This is a genomic window from Larkinella punicea, from assembly GCF_003334855.1.
Classification (GTDB): Bacteria; Bacteroidota; Bacteroidia; order Cytophagales; family Spirosomataceae; genus Larkinella; species Larkinella punicea.
The window spans coordinates 123789-142105 of sequence record NZ_QOWE01000021.1 but is presented as its reverse complement, the minus strand read 5'-3'; the positions used below and the strand labels follow the sequence as shown (position 1 = coordinate 142105).

At 50.9% G+C, this 18317-nt stretch carries 14 protein-coding genes; 4 read left to right on the top strand and 10 right to left on the bottom strand.

What is annotated here, in order from left to right; genetic code table 11:
- Window positions 1–111 precede the first annotated feature (111 nt).
- Window positions 112–1047 (bottom strand): malate dehydrogenase, encoded by a 936-nt coding sequence (gene mdh / locus DUE52_RS23230; RefSeq protein WP_114408460.1) that lies wholly within the window; start codon window positions 1045–1047, stop codon window positions 112–114.
- A gap of 170 nt (window positions 1048–1217) precedes the next feature.
- On the opposite strand from mdh, the gene DUE52_RS23225 reads away from it, so the two are divergent.
- The 3 genes from DUE52_RS23225 (at window position 1218) to gatA (ending at window position 3592) form a co-directional block, all read left to right on the top strand.
- On the top strand, window positions 1218–1652 hold the full coding sequence (locus DUE52_RS23225; RefSeq protein ID WP_114408459.1) for a YkvA family protein: 435 nt from the start codon (window positions 1218–1220) through the stop codon (window positions 1650–1652).
- Window positions 1653–1736: 84 nt separating this feature from the next.
- Entirely contained in the window at window positions 1737–1946 is a 210-nt protein-coding gene (locus DUE52_RS23220; RefSeq protein WP_114408458.1) for a Sec-independent protein translocase subunit TatA/TatB, read from the top strand.
- 203 nt (window positions 1947–2149) lie between these two features.
- On the top strand, window positions 2150–3592 hold the full coding sequence (gene gatA, locus DUE52_RS23215; RefSeq protein WP_114408478.1) for an Asp-tRNA(Asn)/Glu-tRNA(Gln) amidotransferase subunit GatA: 1443 nt from the start codon (window positions 2150–2152) through the stop codon (window positions 3590–3592).
- 240 nt (window positions 3593–3832) lie between these two features.
- On the opposite strand, the gene DUE52_RS23210 is transcribed toward gatA, so the two are convergent.
- From DUE52_RS23210 to DUE52_RS23170, 9 genes are all read right to left on the bottom strand, one after another.
- Window positions 3833–7669, bottom strand: coding sequence for a PVC-type heme-binding CxxCH protein (locus tag DUE52_RS23210; protein WP_114408457.1), 3837 nt, complete (start codon window positions 7667–7669; stop codon window positions 3833–3835).
- 283 nt (window positions 7670–7952) lie between these two features.
- Window positions 7953–8888, bottom strand: a complete 936-nt coding sequence (locus DUE52_RS23205; protein WP_114408456.1) for a hypothetical protein — start codon at window positions 8886–8888, stop codon at window positions 7953–7955.
- Between the two features lie 99 nt (window positions 8889–8987).
- Window positions 8988–9446 (bottom strand): hypothetical protein, encoded by a 459-nt coding sequence (locus DUE52_RS23200; protein WP_114408455.1) that lies wholly within the window; start codon window positions 9444–9446, stop codon window positions 8988–8990.
- 12 nt (window positions 9447–9458) lie between these two features.
- Window positions 9459–12143, bottom strand: a complete 2685-nt coding sequence (locus DUE52_RS23195) for a fibronectin type III domain-containing protein (protein ID WP_114408454.1) — start codon at window positions 12141–12143, stop codon at window positions 9459–9461.
- A 44-nt stretch (window positions 12144–12187) separates the two neighbouring features.
- Window positions 12188–13474, bottom strand: a complete 1287-nt coding sequence (locus DUE52_RS23190) for an FG-GAP repeat domain-containing protein (RefSeq protein WP_114408453.1) — start codon at window positions 13472–13474, stop codon at window positions 12188–12190.
- A 113-nt stretch (window positions 13475–13587) separates the two neighbouring features.
- A complete protein-coding gene (locus DUE52_RS23185; protein ID WP_114408452.1) occupies window positions 13588–14223 on the bottom strand; it encodes a response regulator transcription factor in 636 nt (211 codons plus the stop codon).
- Window positions 14224–14300: 77 nt separating this feature from the next.
- A complete protein-coding gene (locus DUE52_RS23180) occupies window positions 14301–15371 on the bottom strand; it encodes an ATP-binding protein (RefSeq protein ID WP_165841011.1) in 1071 nt (356 codons plus the stop codon).
- 25 nt (window positions 15372–15396) lie between these two features.
- On the bottom strand, window positions 15397–16059 hold the full coding sequence (locus tag DUE52_RS23175; protein WP_114408450.1) for a hypothetical protein: 663 nt from the start codon (window positions 16057–16059) through the stop codon (window positions 15397–15399).
- The gene (locus DUE52_RS23170; RefSeq protein WP_133299923.1) at window positions 16056–16991 is read right to left on the bottom strand and encodes a hypothetical protein; all 936 of its coding nucleotides are present in this window, start codon (window positions 16989–16991) and stop codon (window positions 16056–16058) included. The genes DUE52_RS23175 and DUE52_RS23170 overlap by 4 nt, the downstream gene beginning before the upstream one ends.
- Window positions 16992–17585: 594 nt before the next feature.
- Here DUE52_RS23170 and DUE52_RS23165 point away from each other — a divergent pair.
- Window positions 17586–18281 (top strand): lipid-binding SYLF domain-containing protein, encoded by a 696-nt coding sequence (locus DUE52_RS23165; protein WP_114408448.1) that lies wholly within the window; start codon window positions 17586–17588, stop codon window positions 18279–18281.
- Window positions 18282–18317: the final 36 nt, after the last annotated feature.

Genomic DNA, 18317 nt, shown 5'->3' with positions numbered 1-18317 from the left:
GCTGCGTCCAAGTCCCCTTTAGGGGATTTTGGGGCGGCAAACGAAAATCCCGATACGAAAAAAGGACACCATCATGGGTGTCCTTTTTTCGTATCGGGAAACGGGATTTTTTTACAAGTCCAGCGTTTTCAGAATGTCGTTCATGTTCCGAACGGCGTCGGCCGACTTGTTGAAAGCCGCCTGCTCGTCTTCGTTGAGGTCGAAATCCACGATGCTTTCCCAGCCACTGCGGCCGATGACCACCGGCACACCGAGGCAAATATCCGACTGGCCGTATTCGCCTTCCAGCAGAACGCAGCACGGAATGACGCGTTTCTGATCGCGAACGATACTTTCGACCAGGGCCGCACCGGCGGCTCCGGGCGCATACCAGGCCGAAGTGCCGATCAGTTTAGTCAGCGTTGCTCCACCCACCATCGTGTCTGCGGCTACTTTTTGCAGCGTTTCGGCATCCAGGAACTGGCTGACCGGAACCCCCGAATACGTCGCCAGACGCGTCAGCGGAATCATGGTCGTATCGCCGTGACCGCCGATTACCACGCCCTGCAAATCGTTGGGGGAACACTTCAGGGCCAGCGACAAATAGGTTTTGAAACGGGCCGAATCCAAAATTCCTCCTAATCCGATTATACGGTTTTTGGGGAGTCCGGACGACTTCAGCGCCAGGTACGTCATCGTGTCCATAGGATTGGAAATGATGACGAAAATAGCGTCTGGAGAGTGTTTTAAGATATTTTCGGTAACGCCTTTTACAATGTTGGCGTTGGTACCAATCAGGTCTTCACGGGTCATTCCCGGCTTGCGCGGAATCCCCGATGTAATCACGACAACATCCGAATTGGCGGTTAATTCGTAATTATTGGAGGAACCGGTGATTTTGACGTCACAGTCCAACAACGTAGACGCCTGAAGCATGTCTAAACCTTTGCCTTCGCTAAGCCCCTCTTTGATGTCCAGGAGCACAACCTCCTCGGCTAATTCACGTCGGGCGATGTTATCGGCACAGGTCGCTCCGACGGCCCCGGCACCTACTACGGTAATTTTCATAGAGTTAATGGTTTATTAACTGACAACTGTTTTGAACGATACAAAAATAGGGGAGCCGGGGGACACTGGTACTGTAAATAGAAGCTTTTTTTTACAGAATTAGACAATTGGGGTAGAAAATGTGTTATTAGGGTGTCCAGCTATCCAGGGACTTTAGATAACATCCAACTATGGCAAACCGTCGCTTATTAACGGCCATCCTGAGTTCAATTTTCTTCCGGCGCTCCACTGAAAAGGCGTCGCGGTATACCCGAAGTGGGAAGAGTATGCTTGATTTGCTGCACCGCGTGGCCGACAAAACCCGCGTTCTGGGCGTAGGGGCCAGTTATTCGGCCGCCAAAGACCAGATCAACATTCTGGTCCGGATGGTGCGGGCGTATGCCAAAGGCGAATACCGGGCCATTTCCGGCAAAACGCTGCTGCGCATGGTCGCGGTGCTGGTGTATTTTGTGTCGCCACTCGACTTTATTCCGGACGTGTTGCCGGTGCTGGGCCTGACCGACGACATTGCCCTGATTCTGTGGCTGGTCAGTTCCATATCCGACGATATCAACCAGTTTACGGAGTGGGAACGCAACCACGCATCGTCGATTAAAATTGGGTGAAATCGTTTTTTTAGTACACAATAAATTCGTAATAATCGTTACTTTTGTAAAGAGTTTCTGCATACACTCATAACTCATACTATCATGGCATTACTCACAATTTATGCATTTTTAGGCTCACTCGGCGGAACGGAACTTCTATTGATCGGTCTGGTGATCCTGTTATTCTTCGGTGCAAAACGGATTCCTGACCTGATGAAGGGCCTTGGCAAAGGCATTAAAGAATTTAAAGACGCTACCAAAGACGTTCGCGAAAACATCGAAGAAGGACTTCGCGATACGAATGTGAAATAAGGAATGATGCCTTGTAAAGGAATTATAAATGTAAAATGCTAAATGATGAATGTAAAAGTTTCCGGACGCAATCTGCTTTTACATTTTACATTCATCATTTAATATTCTACATTCCTTTTCATCATTTCAAAAGATTTTCAGACAACAGCTCGGCCTGAACGGTCGTTCTGTTGTCTCTTTTTTTCTACCAGCCGTACTTTGTTATGCCCGTAAAACCGTACGATTCCCTTTCTGACATCCAGCGCGATCTGGCCGCTGGATCAATTACCTGTCGCCAATTGGTGGAGCATTACCTCCAGCGAATTGACGACCACCAGCACCTGAATGCGTTTGTGGCGGTGTATACCGACGAAGCGCGGCAGCGGGCGGATGAAGTGGATGCCAAATTGAAAGAGGGAAAGGCAGGTCGGCTGGCCGGTATGGTATTGGGCATCAAGGATGTGCTGTGTTACAACCAACACGGTGTTCAGGCAGGGAGCCGGATTCTGGACGGTTTTGTGTCGCAGTTTACGGCCACCGCCGTGCAGCGGGTCATCGACGAGGATGTGATCATCATTGGCCGTCAGAACTGCGACGAGTTTGCGATGGGTTCCTCCAACGAAAATTCGGCGTTTGGTCCGGTCCGGAATGCGGATGATCCCGACCGGGTGCCGGGTGGATCGTCGGGCGGTTCGGCGGTGGCGGTTCAGGCGGGGTTGTGTCTGGCGTCGCTGGGGTCGGATACCGGCGGGTCGGTGCGTCAGCCTTCGGCCTTTTGCGGCACGGTGGGCCTGAAACCCACCTATGCCCGGGTGTCGCGCTGGGGTCTGATTGCCTACGCGTCGTCCTTCGATTGCATCGGTCCGATTACCCATACCGTCGAGGATGCGGCTTTGCTGCTGGAAATCATGGCCGGTGCCGATGAGTTCGACAGTACCGTGAGCCGAAATGACATCCCGGCGTATAGCCAGCAACTGATGGTAAACCGCCCGTTGCGGATCGGCTACCTGCGCGAAGGCGTCGAAAGCGAAGGCGTCGATCCCATCATTCGGCAGAAAACGCAGGAGGCTCTGGGCCGTTTGCGCGAGCTGGGCCACACGGTCGAACCGGTGGATTTTCCGCTGTTGAAGCACATCTTGCCTACGTATTACATTCTGACTACGGCTGAAGCCAGTTCCAATCTTTCCCGTTTCGACGGCGTCCGGTTTGGTTACCGCAGCCCCGACGCCACGGATCTGGAGTCGCTCTACAAAAAATCCCGGACCGACGGTTTTGGCGATGAAGTTCGTCGCCGGATTATCCTCGGCACCTTTGCCCTCAGTTCCAGTTACTACGACGCGTATTACACCAAAGCCCAGCAGGTTCGCCGGTTGATCAAGGATGAAACCGATGCGCTGTTTGCCCACTACGATCTGATCGCTTCCCCCGTAACGCCGACAACGGCATTCCGGATTGGCGAAAAATCCAGCGATCCGCTGCAAATGTACCTGGCCGACATCTTTACGGTGCAGGCCAACGTAGTGGGTTGCCCCGCCATTTCCATTCCAAACGGCACCGACGAAAATGGGCTGTCCATCGGTTTTCAGTTCATGGCGGCTCCCTTCCGCGAAGCCGATATGCTGGCGGCTGCCAATCAGTTGACGAAATTGCAAGCCGTCGAAGCGTAGCCCATTTCTTTCGTCGGGTAACGTCTTTGAGTAACCGAGACATTTAGCCCCGTCAGGGGCTAAACAGCGCAGCGTCGGTAGCCGAAAGGAACGACAATCTTCCCCGCGTGCTGTGAGGTACGCGACAATTTGCAGCACCGGGAGGTTGCGTACCTCACGGCACGCGGGAGCGTGGAACAACCGGGTTAGCTACCGACGCTGCGCTGTTTGATCCCTACGGGATGAATAAACCAGATGACGTTACTTTTTCGCCTGTTTCACCGGCGTGGTCGTCCGCAGGAAAGCCACGAGGTCAATGACTTCGTCTTCCGTCAGGGCGTCGAGCAAACCGGTGGGCATCATGGAGTTAGGCGTCACTTCGCGCGACTGCACATCGGATTTGTTCAAAACCACCGCATCCTGACCCACCACGCGCAGGGTGAGTTGCCGTTCGTTTTCACCCGCCACATTTCCGGAATACGTGCGCCCGTCGCGGGTCGTCACCACCACCATCTTGTAGTCGTCCTGAATTTCGCCACTCGGATTGAGAATGTTGCTGAGCAGATAATCCACATTGCCCCGGTTTGAGCCCGTAATATCCGGGCCAATGCTGCCGCCTTCGCCGTACATTTTGTGGCAAGGACCACAGGTTCGCTGAAAAACCAGACGCCCTTTGACGGTATTGGCACTCAGCAACGCCCGGTCAGTGAGCAGTTTCTGGTAGCGGGTATAGGCCTTTTCGTCGATACCGTGCTGCTCAATCGGCCCCCAGATCTCGACAAAACCGCTGCCCACCACCCGCAGCAACTGCCGGGCGGCATAGGTGGGTACATCCCGTTTCGGAATCTTGTTGTTTTTCAACGCCTGCGCCAGTTGCCAGCCGTATTTCGGGCGGGACGACATCGTTTGCACCACCTGAAGTTTGTCGGCAGGACTGAAATCCGCATACCGCGCCAGCAACAGTTCGCCCAGCGATTCACGGTCATACCCGGCAATGGCGCGGATGGTTTCGCTGCGCAGATTTGGCTCGTTCAGTAACGCGGGCAATTCCGCCAGGAGTTCGGGCCGTTGCTGACCCGCGATGGATTTCAGGGCTTTGAGCCGTTGGTCGAGGGGCGCTTTCCGGTCTTTCAGCGTCGCCAGCGACTTCCGGGCGGTTTCCGTATCACCAAACTGCTGGCCCACCTGCTGAGCGAGCGGGGCGGTTTTGGGATTGGCTTTTAGTTTGGCATAAACCGTTTTCCAATTGGCCGGGGTTGCCAGATCCGTGCGTCCTTCCAGACCATCGCGCATGCCTTCCAGCAAGCTCACCTGCGTTTTGGGCGATTTCCCGAGGGCCGTAATCAACGTTGGCGTTTGGTCGGCATCCACAATTCGACGGGCAATGAACCGCGCCACCATCGGAATTTCGCAACGGGCCGCGAGGTCTAACGCCCGGGTCGGATTGGTTTTGACGAGTGGTTCAAAACCGAACCAGATCATTTTGGGCAGGTTGTGATCGTTTTTGTCTTCGCCGTGGGCCATCAGTTCTCCGGCGATTTTCCACTGCGATTCTGTGTCAACCCGTTGCAGGGCCGACGCCAGATAAAGCCGAACCACCGCCGAGGGGTCTTCGCGGGCCATCCGAACCATTTTTTCCTGAACAACTGTTGGTGGCGCTTTGTCTTCACACAACATCTGAACGGCCCAGGCCCGAACGTAGGCGTCTTTGTCGTCCAGGACTTTCGTGAGTGCTTTTTCGTCGAAACCGCCGGTGATGTGCAGCGTCCACAAGGCCCGGAGCCGCCAGTCGGCGTTGGCATTCGTCTCGAATAGCTGGCGGAGTTGCGCGTGGGTTTGTCCGCCGAGTTTCCCCTTTGCGGCCCGGTTTTGCAGAATAATCCGCGCCCGCCGGGCGTGCCAGTCGCTTTTAACGGTTTGCAGACCGACCAACTGCTGATCGGTCATTTTGGTGAGGTCCGAATACCGCCCCGTCCAGTTTTCAGCCAATGAGTTTTTGGGCATGATCCGAAAAATCCGGCCGGTTTCGCTGTTCAGTACTTCCTTCCCGCAAATGTCCGCATCGTGCCAGTCCAGCACATAAAGCCCGCCATCCGGCCCGACTTCCATGCTGAAACCCACCCACTGCGCGTTGTTGGCCTGCAAAAAATCGGCACCGTGATGGCCGACGAATCCCGACCCCTTGGGTTCCAGCACATCCGCCAGAATGGCGTGTTCGTGGATATTCGCCATGAAAATCCGGCCCTGCTGCGACGCCGGAAAGGCATCGGACTGGTATACCCGCGCCCCGCCGTGCGCCGATCGGTGGCTGTGGTCGGCAATGGTTTTGATGTCATTATAGATGTACGGGTTGAAATGCTGCCCGCCTTGCCGGTGGTAAATACCGCCCGGAACGACGTGCCAGAGGTGCGGAATGACGCAGGCCGTCATAATAAGCTGGCCTTTCGCGTCGTAGTCGATGCCCCACGGATTACTGAAACCGTGGGCGACTACCTCAAACCGGTCTTTGGTAGGATGATAGCGCCAGACGCCCCCGTTGATATCGACGCCTTCGCCCTCCAAAATGTCTTCGGGAAAAGGATCGTTGTGTTTATACAGTTTCCCTTTGCCGTTCGGTTTTCGAACCTTCGACGGGGTGGCAAACCCTTGCAAACCGTAGAGCCAGCCGTCGGGTCCCCAGTGCAGGCTGTTCAGTGTTTCGTGCCGGTCGCGGATGCCCCAGCCCGTTAGCCGAACCTCGATGTCTTTCACATCCGCCACATCGTCGCCGTTGCGATCGGGAACGAAGAGCAGATTGGGGGGCGCACCCAGAAACAGGCCGTCGAAACCCACGGCTATGGCTGAGGGAAACGCGATGCTATCCAGAAAAACTTTTTGTTTATCCGCCACGCCGTCGCCGTTGGTGTCTTCCAGAATCAGAATACGGCTGTTTCCGGCTTTGGAAAAACCGTGCCCACGTGATTCGTAATCGCGGTTTTCGGCCACCCAGAGTCGTCCGCGATCATCCCAGCAAAAGGCCATGGGTTGGGTCATCATCGGTTCCGACGCCCAGACGTTGGCCTTGTACCCCTCCGGCATCGTCATGCTTTCAACCGCTGCCTGCGGAGTCAGAAATTTGGCTTCCAGTCCTTCTTTCTGAGCAAGGCCCCACAACGTCGAGGTATTATACATGGAAGTATTGCCGCTGAACTCACTCCAGGTTTTGGTCAGTTCCACATCATTCAGTTCGCCGGTGTAAACGACGACCTGATGGCGGATGGTTTCCGTATCACCTTTTTCGATTTTCCAGTCGCCGGTTCGGGCGCGGGCAGGGCCGATGCCGAGCTGGTTGTCGACCCGCCAGGTTTGGGGATACCCTTTGTTTTCCGGATGATCAAAAATGGCGATGTGCGCCAGATCGGTCCGGCCTTCCACCTGCATCCCGGCATCGACCCACATGGCGCGTTGGCCCTCCGCTTTTTCGTTGCGTTGCCGGGCCGCGTTGATCACTTCGCCCTTGATGCCTTCACGCCAGGGCATTCGCAGAAACAGCCCGCCGTAGTCGTATTTACCAATGGTAATGTCGGTGATGGCTTTGCCTTTCCACTCTAGATCCAGCAGAAATTTTCCGTTTTGCTCGCGCATCGTCCAGTTCTGGGTTTCCCGCAGAACGGCCTCGCCTTTTTCGTCCAGCAAATCATACACGGTTTGCCATTTGACGTCGGTTCCGGTGGCTTTGGTCACCGTGGCCGAAACCCGGCGCCAGTAGTCGCCCTGTGGGTGGTGGAAATAATCCCGGCCATTAACGCGGGTAAAGCCCCAGTACAAACCGGTCTGGTGCTTGTGGTGGCCGGGGCTGTATTCGGTCAGAACGCCCTTGCCGTCGGGCGCGTTGATGGGGTGGAGGTAAGGTCGGAAATCAGGCTTCGCATTCTGAACCACAATCGGTTTTTGGCCGTCGCTTCGAAAAACCGAAATCTTACCGGTTTTGGCATCCTGTTTAATGCGCAGCGGTTTTCCCGTGCCGGGCGGTTGCCTGGACGATCCTGTTTGGGATCGTTGAAAAAAGCTGGCAGAAGAGAGAATGATCAGGGTTAGGAATAAGAAAACGGATTTCATGACGGTTTAGGAGCAATGACGGTTTATGGCCAAAATTAGTACTAAAACGTCTAAGAATTGCATAATAAACAACAATGTCTATCCGATCTTTGCGAATGGGTTGTGCTGGATAAATTGCCTGATTGTTACAAAGCTTGATATGATTTTGAAAGCGGGCTGTCATAAGACGATCTGGTGAGAGCCTCTTTAGCTGTTGAATTACGCGAGTTGGAGGAAGTTATCATTGTCTTTCCAACCCAATCCAAAACCGCGGGGCAGAACGGCAAGATCAGAGTGGTATGATTCAGCGTAATTTCAGGGTACCATTCTGCTCAAAGTAGACGTTGCAAATAGGGACGTTACTATAAGTCCGGTTCAGGTTTTTTAACAAATTTTCTTTTATCCGTTTCACAGGAATTAGATTCAGAAAATCAGCTCTGGCCTTGAAATTTTCCAGACTTAGCGTCACTTTATTGGCTTCGCAATTGACAACGATGTCAAAATCAACATCCAATTCAGAATTTGGTCCCCAATGGGCAACTTGTAAATCCAGATCAACGCTGAGCCGGTTCTGATTTTTGAATGAAAACTCAACCGCTTCTCCCCAAAGCGTATTGATCCCGCTTCTACTGCCCCAGTTTACGGTTCGATCCGAAATGTACCGAATCTGATTGCCTACGATCGATTCAATCATCACGCGCAACTCGTTCACCGGAATGACGAGTGCCGGCTCATGAACCGGACGGTCATAATAGCCCCAGGAGCTGTTGGTCCTCAGTTGGGTCGCGTTGTAACTCAGGCTAGGGCTATGTCCATCGTTTCCGTCGATCCATTTTGCGCCCAGCAAATCCTGAAAAATGACCTGGCCATTAACGAGTATTTTTAGGTCTTTCAGGCCCCAGCCATCCGTTCCCTGCTTGGTTAGCGTAAACAAGTCCAGGTCACGAATGGTCTTGATCGTCGGGTCAATGATGTCATATATATTTAGGTGGTTTCGCTCCCGATCATCTTTCGCTACATCCAGATAATAGCCTTTCATTTGGGTATTGAAAACCACAAAAACCCGGTCGTCGGTTCCGGCATCCCCAACGTTGGCGGTTTCAACGGCTAGTTGCAGGCGGTAAACCGGAACATCCTCAAAATTGGCCGGTTTGGGAAAAATCTGGCTATATCCCGGTAGCCACAGTATACTGACGAGCAAAATGGCCCGGAGCGCGATGATTGGTGTGTAAATCGTCATGATCGAAGCAAAGAGAAAAGATTGGAGTGATAGAATAGGCGAAATCGTACTAAAACAGCATTGGCTATTCAGAACAGGGCGGTTTTGCCTGCCGGATTTTTATTCCGGAACCAGCGTGTATTCGTTGCGCGTGTTCCCGGTTTTGGGGTTTTCCGTATTGCGAAGAAGAACAAGTTGGTCGGGACTCCAACTGACCACCGTGTAGTTGATGGTCGCATTGGTTCCGTAGGGGATCGGATTCAGGGCCTGCAAGGTGAGCTTTTTTTGCTCCGGCTCCAGCGTCCAGTTTCCCGAAAAAGTTTCGCCTGTCACTTCGGTAAGACTGACCCGGCTTTGCTCAAAAACCAGTCTGAATCGGCTGTAGCCGGGGTAAATACTGGCTGTAGCATTCGCTTTGTAGACCACTGTCGTACCTTCTTTCGCTTCGACGGTTTTCCAGGCTTTATTGAGGTCGATGCCCGGAGTCGGCGTGGTTTTGGAACCCTTGGACTTACAGTGGGTGAAAAAAGCCAGCCCAAGGAGCAGAAGCAGGGGCGATAGGCGGAACGTTGTGTTCATGAGAAGTGGTGATTATTGTTTGAGAAACCGATAAAGCTGAGGGCGTTGGTTACCCGTAATTTCGAGATAGTACTGGCCATTGGGCAGTTGGCTGACCGGTATTTCTATGACGTCGGGCCGACCGGTGGGAATCAGTTCCTGCTGCAAACGACCGGCGGCATCGCGGATGCGGATCTTTTGGGGCGGTTGCCCGTTGCCGGTTGTCAACGTCAGGCTCTGGCTGACCGGGTTCGGAAACAGGCGGGCTTCATTGCGCGGAACCGGTAGGGCCGTAATAACCAGATTGACGCTGATCGTATTGGAATAGTCTGATGTGGTGCTGCCGGTATAGGCCCGAATTCGGTATGCATAGGTGTTCTGGGCGCGTAAATTTTCGTCCTTGTAGGTGATGGTATTGGGGCCGGGTTCCGCCAGTTTTTCAAAAACCGCCCCGTTGACCGATCGTTCAAGCTGAAAACCGGCTTCGGTGCTGGAATTATCCTGCCAGATCAAAAGAGCCGTGGTGCCGGAGAGCGAAAGGGTCAGGTGGCTGGGGGGCGTGAGGGCGGCCACGGGCGGGGCCTGGGTGGTCGCTTCCACCGGGGGCGGGGCTTCCGAATCGCCTTTGCAATTTCGGGCTTTCAGGACAATCACATACCGGGTGTTGGGCAGCAAACCGCCGAGGGTGTAGCTGTCGGTATTCATGCCTGCTTTCACCTCTTTCGCCGGTTGTCCGGCCGGGTTGTAGCTAATCACAAATTCGCTTTCCCGGCTGAATGACTCGTTGGCACCACGCCATTGTACGTCGATTTCGGTCGTACTTTTGGCCGTTGCCAGCACAGACGACGGTTTTTCGGGAGCTGTGATTTCGGCAACCTCGTCGTGGACCGACCAATCCGAGGCTGCATCGCCTTTTCTGGCCCTCACCCGGACGAAGAAGCGGGTGTTGCAACCGTCCCATCGCCCTTCCGCCTTGAAACTGGTTGTACCTGCGCCGACGGATTTCATGCCGCCGTTGCTGTATTGACTGTCGGTGCCCCACTGCACGTCGAACTCCGTCTCGTCGCTGGAGTTGTCGTTCCACGAAAAAGAGATTTCGGTGATTTTGTCGCTGTTGCCGGTCCAATTACGCGACAGGCTTTTCAGGATGGTGGGTGCTTTGGGAGGAATACTCGGAGGAGCATCCTGCGTAGTCGCCGAAACCGCATTGGCGAGCGATGATTCTCCGGCGCAGTTTTTCGCTTTTATTCTGAAATAATACGTTGTTTTGGCGTTTAACCCGCTGATCGTCAGTTTATCCGAATTCATCGAAGCGGTTTTGGCCTCATTCAGGGCGTTCGGATTGGTTCCGTACACGATCTTAAACTCACTCTCCCGGCTATACGATTCGTTGGCTCCTTTCCAGGTGAGCTCAATTTCTGACGAAGATTTGGGCGTTGCCACCACCGTATAGGGCATTTCAGGAATCGCAATGCCCGTTGTCAGGCTCCCGGTCGACCAGTCCGAGTTTCCGCCGGCATTTTTGGCCCGCACCCTGAGGTAGATTTTTGTGCCGCAACCCGGCCACGAACCCGTAATTTTGTGCTGGGTTTTATTGGCTTCCACCGTTGTTGAGCCGCCGTTGTATTGATCGTTGTCGCCCCACTGGACTTCAAAACCCGTTTCGTTCCCTGATTTATCCAGCCATTCCGCCAGTACTTCGGTGATTCGGTCGCTGTTGCCCGTCCAGCTTTGTGCCAGGCTGGAGGCCATCACCGGGGCCGTAGGTGGAGAACCGGCGGCTGTGGTGGCGGTAACCAGTCCACTTTGACTTTGTCCCCCGCAGTTTCTGGCGTAAACCTGCAGGTAGTAAGTCGTGCCACTCAGCAGGCCCGTCAGGTCCACACCATTCGTATTCATTTCCTGGGTTACTGTCTTGTAATTCGAGAAATCCTTGGTGGCGCTATACAGGACGATATAGGTGCGTTCCACACTTTCGGGCTTGTTGGCACCTTCCCACGAAACAGCCAGAACGGTTTCGGACCTGGGCGTTGCCTTAACGGATTGCGGAGGGTCGGGCATCCGGACAGTGGGCGAAAGGGTGCTGACGGCATCCGCTGAACTACGCACAGGGGCAAAACCGCCCTCATTAATGACCGCCCGAACTTTCACTTCGATTTTAGAACCGCAGCCCGGCCAGGAGCCTTTAATCGTATGTTCGGTGAGATTGGGGTAAAATTGTCCAAAGTCGGAAAAGCCCTGTGTGACGCCATCCAGCGCCCAGCTAACAACAAAACCGGTGGCATTGTCCGACATCTTCTTCCATTTTACTTTGATGCCGGATACTTTTTCACTGTTTCCATCCCAAATTGCTTCCGTGGACGTAATCACCGGGGCGGCTGGTTTATCGGTCTTCAGCGTGGTGGCTTCGGCTTCATTCGAATGCTCAATGGGGTTTCCAATGCAATAGATTCTGTAGGTATATTTAGTATTCTCTTTTAAGCCAGTATGTTTACATGTACGTGCATTTCCATCCAGAACAGCGATAAAACCCTTACCCCACTTCCCATCCAATAAATACTCTACGCTAAACTGGGAATATTTCTTTCCGGCGGCAACCGACCAGGTCAGAACGACCTCCGAGGAAGACGCGGGCATTGCTGCCAATTTGACATTTTGTCCAAAAGCGCTGAAACCACACAACCAGGCCAGGCAGAGTATACTAAAAATAGATTTCATGTCGATTGATGGGGGAGATGATGATCAGGAGAGATTCGAAGCGGTTATTGATTGTTCCAGTAGTCGATGAACCACTGTTTGGCATTGAGTAGGCCCAGGTCTGCTTTCCCGTCGCCGTCATAATCGGCCGGAACGGGTTTTCCCTGCGTGCCGTAACCCGGGTAAACTTTGTTCCACTGACCAAACCCATTGGCTGCATAGTCGATGTACCAGTTGCCGTCTTTCCGCAGTCCGATGTCCGCCTTGCCATCTCCATCATAATCCGCCACCGCTTCTCCGCCCAGGGAACCATAATTAACGAGGTCAGCACGGTTCCAGCTACCGAAGCCATCGGTCGCATAGTCGATGTACCATCGGTTGTCGGTGTGCAGGGCAATATCCGCCTTGCCATCCCCATCATAGTCGGCCGGCACTGGATTCCCCAATGTACCATAGCCTTTTAAATCGGCGCGGTTCCAGCTACCAAAACCGTCTTTTGCGAAATCGATGAACCATTGGCCATCTTTAAAGAGTGCAATGTCGGCTTTTCCATCTCCGTCATAATCCGCCACCGCTTCGCCACCCGGTTTTCCGTATCCACTGGACAGTTCCGTTTTGGAAACAAAGCCGTCTTTCGCATAATAAATAGACCATGCTCCTGTAGCCCAGTGAATTCCCAGATCGTCTTTGCCATCTCCATCATAATCGGCCGGAACAATCGCTTTTGTGGTGTTCAATAATCGCACGGTTTTATCCCATTGAGCAAACCCGTTTCCGGCATAATCGACCTGTAAATAGTCATCATCAACGCCATCGATTAGGACGGCTATGTCTGTTTTTCCGTCGCCGTCATAATCGGCCGGAACACCTTCTCCGGTTTCAGAATAACTGATAATTTTATTCCAGGCTCCAAAACCGTTGGTGGTGAATGTCAGGACCTCACCCGTTGCCGTTGCCTGTTGATTGGTTGCATAAGGCTTGACATAATACGTTATGGATTCCTCCAGATTCGTAAGTTGTGAGGAAAATTGGGCCGGAAAAGGACCGGTATTGGTGCCAAGTTTTGTCTTTTCATCGCTTGCACCCGGATCTTTACTGGTTTTGGAAAAATAATGGCCATGTTCCGTAATGGCAGAAGAACCGCTGGCCGTTATGGTGCTGGTTATTTTCGCCGAATTCGTACTGATTTCGCTTCGTATACTGGCGGACTGGAGCGCCAGTGGCGTGATGGTTGTTGCCGGAGGAGGGGGATTTACGTCCGCCGGAGCAGGCGTATCCGTTTCTTTTTTGCAGCTACTTAACAGTAGACATACCCACACACACGTGCTGATGACAGACCCTGTAGTTTTCATTTTAAAACTTTGTTTAGCGTTTATTCTATGCCAAAGTTCTCTTTTAAAACCACGCCTGTAAATCGCATAAATTCATGATTTTTGCCGCATTAAAGCGCAAAATACCGCCTTTGTTAATCGACTAATTTTTGTCGCAATGCCTTCGAAATGGCTTCCTGCGAAGAGTTGACGTGCAGCTTGTCGTAAATTTTACGAATGTGTGAATTGACAGTATTGATACTGATAAAACAGGTGTCGGCAATCAGTTTATAACTGAGCCCGTTTACCAGACATTTCAGGATTTCTTTTTCGCGTTTGGAAAGATCATAAAACTCCGGTTCGGGCTGGTGAACGGTCTGGAAAAAAGACAGCACTTTGCGGGCAATACTCGGACTCATGGGCGAACCGCCCGTGTAGACTTCGGCAATGGCTTCCAGCATATCGTCGGGGGGTGTTCCTTTGAGAATGTAGCCCGAAGCACCCGCACAGATGGCCGCAAAGACCTTGTCCTCATCCTCAAACACGGTTTGCATCAGAATTTGGATGGCCGGATGCTCTTTTTTAATGGTTTTTACAGCCTCAATCCCCGACACTTCCGGCATTTTTATGTCCATGATAATGACGTCCGGTTTGGCCTTTACTACTTTGGCCACTACATTCAGGGCGTTGGAGAAAACCCCGGTTAGCAGGTAATCGTCACTGCCTTCAAACAGCAGCGAAAGATTATCCGTGAACGTCTTATTATCATCGAAAATCGCTACCCGAATCATGCCGTATACCGGTTAAAAAGTAAGTGCCTAAAAAGGATCAAATCTCCGGATACTGCAGAGAGAAGTCAATAGCGAATTCATGCGATTGGAATCACCATGTTCAGGCAAGTGCCTTCGCCCGGTTTCGATTGCACTTCCAGGTTTCCGCCAAGCTGAGCGGCCCGGTTTTTCAGATTCCGAAGTCCGTTGCCTTCCATCACCAAACGGGGATCGAACCCGTTGCCGTTGTCTTTGATCTGGATCCAAACGTGATTTTTCTCAGTTTTTATACCAATCAATGCCTCGGTAGCGTCTGAATGCTTGGCGGCATTCACCACGGCTTCTTTGAAAATCAAAAATAGATTGCGCTGGAATTCCAGCCCCAGCGGCAGGGTTTCTGTGGCCTGGATTAAAAACGTCACCGCGATTTTTTTACTGCTTAATACGGCTTCCGAAAATGCTTTCACCTTCTCGAAAAAATCGGCGGCTTTGTCGTTCTGCGGATTGATGACCCACACCATGCCCCGCATGGTCTGCATCATTTCGCGGGACTCGTTCATGATTCGTTCCAGAATGGGCCGGATTTCTTCCGGTTTTTTCTCAAACCGGGATTTGGCCATTTCGCCCAGAAACGTAATGCTGCTCAGGGCGGTCCCGACGTCATCGTGGAGGTCGGCCGCAATTTCGTTGCGGATTTGTTGCAGGCGCATTTGGTTGCGGAGCCGGTACATCCGGATGAAATACAGGATCATGCCCACCACCAGCAAACCGTAGGCAACGATCATCGGAACGAACCAGGGCCGTTGCCAGAATGCTTCGTCCAGGTGAAATTTCAGCGTGGCTATCTGGTTGGGGAAATTCAGATTTTTCACCTGGAATTCGTAGTCGCCCCCAAAAAGGTTGATGTAGTTAACGGCGGTAAGCGAGCCGTTTTCGTGCCAGCGGTTGTCAAAACCGGTGAGCCGGTAAGCATACCGGGCTTTGACTGAATCCGGCGGATCGACGAAGTTGATCAGGATGTGGGTTTCCTTGTAATTGAGGGAGATGGGCTTACTTAAATTATAGGTGGAATCGGTGTATTCGTTGGTGGCTTTGAAAGACCGGAATTGAATAGACTGAGCTTGAAGCCCAAACGAAAAAAGGAAACAGACCGCCGACACCAGGAGCATACGGCGGTCTGTTAAAAAGTGCATTTCAGTTCCCAAAACCCGGCATTTTGTCAAGGCTGGGGAGTTTGGGTTTGACGGAAAGGATAAGTAAGACAAGGGCGGCAACTCTGAGTAAAATATAAACGGGAAGAATTTCTTTCCACAGTAACGTCATGAAGTTGTCAGAAAAATATGATTTTAGAAAGTTACTAATCATATCTAAGAATAAATTAACGCAGAATTCCATCAAAAGGAATAAGACCAGAAAGAAAACAGAAGTATTTAAATTTTCGGAACTTCGCAAGTAATGAATAACATATATTCCTGAAAATGTAATCATGAAAATATCAAATGGGATAATTATTCTCAATTGAAATCCTTTAACCCCATTTTGAAAGCTATACCAGCTAATAATGGCCCAGATGAATGCTACACACATCCAAATTATATTTTCGTTTATTGCCTTCCTTAATAGGATATGGAATAAAATTCCATATAAAGTAACGCCAAATAATGCACTTAAATAAAAACCAATATTGCTGTCGTTAAACCGAGACTTAACTATACTGATTAGAGCCGATAGGAAGGCTCCAACTATAAAAATCCGGAAAGGTGCAGGGAGGTGCTTCCATTTGATAAAACCGGCTAAAAGAATAGGGATTACTAAATAGGGGGTTATTAAATGGATTATGGTTAGAATTCCCCTCATACCGTATCGGTTAGATTATAGCTGCAGGAAGAACCTAATATACCCGTACGCTCATGCCTTGGAAATTCTGTTGAAGCTTGCTCGCCCGACTCTACGTAAATATTTGTTTTTGAGCGTTCCTGAGTACTCCAGACGGTATCCAGAGCGTAGTTTTGAACACTATCGCCTGGTTCATCTGCAGCGATAGCAACCAAATGCAGGCATTTTGCTGACATTGGATTTAGAGTTAAATTTTTATAACCCAGGAATAATTTAACGCCATTCTTTGACTTGATTCCTTCATTCTTATTTGTCTTTTCTTTTCTAATATGGTTCAGAATACCCCAGCCGATAAAAAAACCGGTAATCAAGGGTTTATACCGAAAGGTTGTTGGATGGCCAGGATCAAGATTCAGTTGTTTCAGGAAACTTTGGGATGAAATTGTATACGTCTTTAAATCATTGTCATCTTCAAATCTATCCTGAAAACGTTTCCGAAGCGAATGATAGAGTCCTCCATTGATATCAATCCGATGGAGCTGAGCCAAACCGTCAACATTAACCGGCATTATGGCAAATTCAATAATTTGGACTTCTTCAGTTGTTCGGTTATAAACTGAAGCTAGTTGGGGTATATATTTATACGTTTCAAATCCGATAAAGTCTTTAACTATTTCAGTGCGATGGATTAGTAATACAATTTGATTATTTGTAGTTAAACCGAAATAAATGTGGAACCCATGAAAAGTATTTTCTTTTCTTTCACCCTGTAGAAAATCGATTAGCGTATCGCTATCAAAATAGAAAGAATTTTGTGTCGTATCGATATTGTTGGAAGCACCAACTGTAATAAAACCACTCAGTAAGTCTTCGGCATCGGCTAGAGGTAAAGGATCGAAGCCATGCATGTGAGGGGCAATATTTTTGTTTGGTTTTATTGGTTTGTGGGTCATGAAAGTATTATTTATGGATAAGGGAAACTGGAATCTATTTGGTTTTGAGAGCATCATAAACGGTAGCAAAATTATGCCAGGCCCTCTCTACAGGAAATAGCGAATATTGATGGTTTTACAGGCCATGACAAGAGTAGTTGCCCTGGCTGTAGATTACGCAAAAATAATTGGCAACCTCCCACACCTCAAATCAACAGCAACCCCACCACCGCAGCCGCAATGGCCAGAAGCGACAGAATCAGCCAGATGCGGGCGGAATGATCAGGTCCTGACTTCATCGCAGGAAAGGTTACCGGGTTAGTGGGCCAAAGGTCTGCTTAAATGCCGAGCCAGTAAATACCAAGATCTTGGTATATTGTTAGGTAGAACTACGTGAAATACGCAAGCTGAGACGCTGCAAACGGGCGATGATCGTCTTAAGATGCAGGATAGATGACGTTATTCTTGTGGGGATCCTTCTTTGCCGGGCACTATTTTTCGCCCGGGATTCGTTGACTACAAGCAAAGGACCTCTTTTTATACAACCACCGATCGGTTGCCGAACAACCCGTTTCAGGATTAAGGCAAACCGTAAACTTTACACTTGAAAGCATCATGAATTTAAAAGCATCCGTTCTCGCCGTTTTGATGAGTGGGTTCAGTATCGCATCAACCCCGTCGATGGCCCAGGCGAATTCTGGAACTTCGGGTCAGAAAGAGTCCGCCAAACTCGAAGCCGCCAATACCATTTTAACGGAGTTTAGCCAAATGAAGGAAACCATACCCCAGCAACTCCTGGACCTTTCGGAAGGAATTGTCATTATTCCCAAAATGATCAATGCCGGTTTTGTAGTGGGTGGGAAAAGAGGGAAAGGAATTGCGCTGGTAAAGAATAAGCAGGGCGACTGGAGTGACCCGGTTTTTGTAACCTTAACGGGCGGAAGCTTTGGTTTCCAGATCGGCGTTCAGGCGGTGGATTTAGTACTGGTTTTTAAAAGCAGCAAGACGTTGCTTGACATGAGCAGCGGGAGTTTTACGCTCGGCGGTGATTTGTCAGTAGCGGCCGGTCCGATGGGGAGAAGTTCAACCGCCAGCACGGATTCTAAACTGGAAGCCGAAGTATATTCGTATTCACGCAGCAAAGGTCTGTTTGCGGGCATCACCCTCAACGGGGCGGCTTTATCGGTGGATAGGGATGCCAATACCGCCTTTTATGATAGGTTTGAAAACGCCAACACCTTGTTCAACAGCTCCAGCAGCACGTCCAGAGAAGTACAGGACTTGAAAAATACTCTGAAAAGTCTCGAGTAAAATACGGTCGGCATACCTGCAAAGGGCTGTACAATA